This window comes from Pseudomonas viridiflava, assembly GCF_900602065.1.
In the GTDB taxonomy this organism is placed as follows: Bacteria; Pseudomonadota; Gammaproteobacteria; order Pseudomonadales; family Pseudomonadaceae; genus Aquipseudomonas.
Map to the genome: position 1 here is coordinate 1 of NZ_UWFN01000086.1, position 574 is coordinate 574.

1 pseudogene is annotated in these 574 nt (G+C 64.5%); it reads right to left on the minus strand.

What is annotated here, in order from left to right:
• Positions 1-574 (minus strand): annotated as a pseudogene (locus tag EE949_RS01380) (S8 family serine peptidase); the annotation flags it as partial.

The window sequence follows — 574 nt, forward strand, 5'->3', positions numbered from 1 at the left end:
CCCTGATACTGGCGCTGTGCAGCGGCGGCCGCCCGTGCGGTGCCGACGGCATAATCGGTCTGATCCTGCTGACTGGCCGTGCTGGCCACGCCGTTCTGCCAGCCTTTACGGACCAGCGTCTGTCGCCATGTGGCTTGCTCGGTGCGGTCTTCGGCCTGACGCTGGATCAGCGCCTGATCGGAAATGTTGTTGCTCCAGGTATCGGTCTGGCCTGCGCCCAGCGTTGCATCGAAGGTGCCGAGCAACTGACCCGGCCCGCGCATGGCCCGCTCCAGATTAGCCACGCCCCAGCCCACGTTGCCATTGGGTGCCTGGGTGACCGAGCCGTCCAGTTGGGTCGCCGTGGTCAGCAGCACCTGCAACGCCTGCTCGTTGTTCATGTAGGGGAAGCGTTCCATCACCAGCGCGAGCGCACCCGTGGCATGCGGCGCAGACATCGATGTACCGGACTTGATCCCGTAACCACCGCCCGGCACGGTGCCGTTGATCAGACGTCCGGGCGTGGTGATACATCAGTATTTGGAGATGCCGCACTGGTTGTAACGTTGGCCGTTGGTGTCGTCCAGGCCCGACA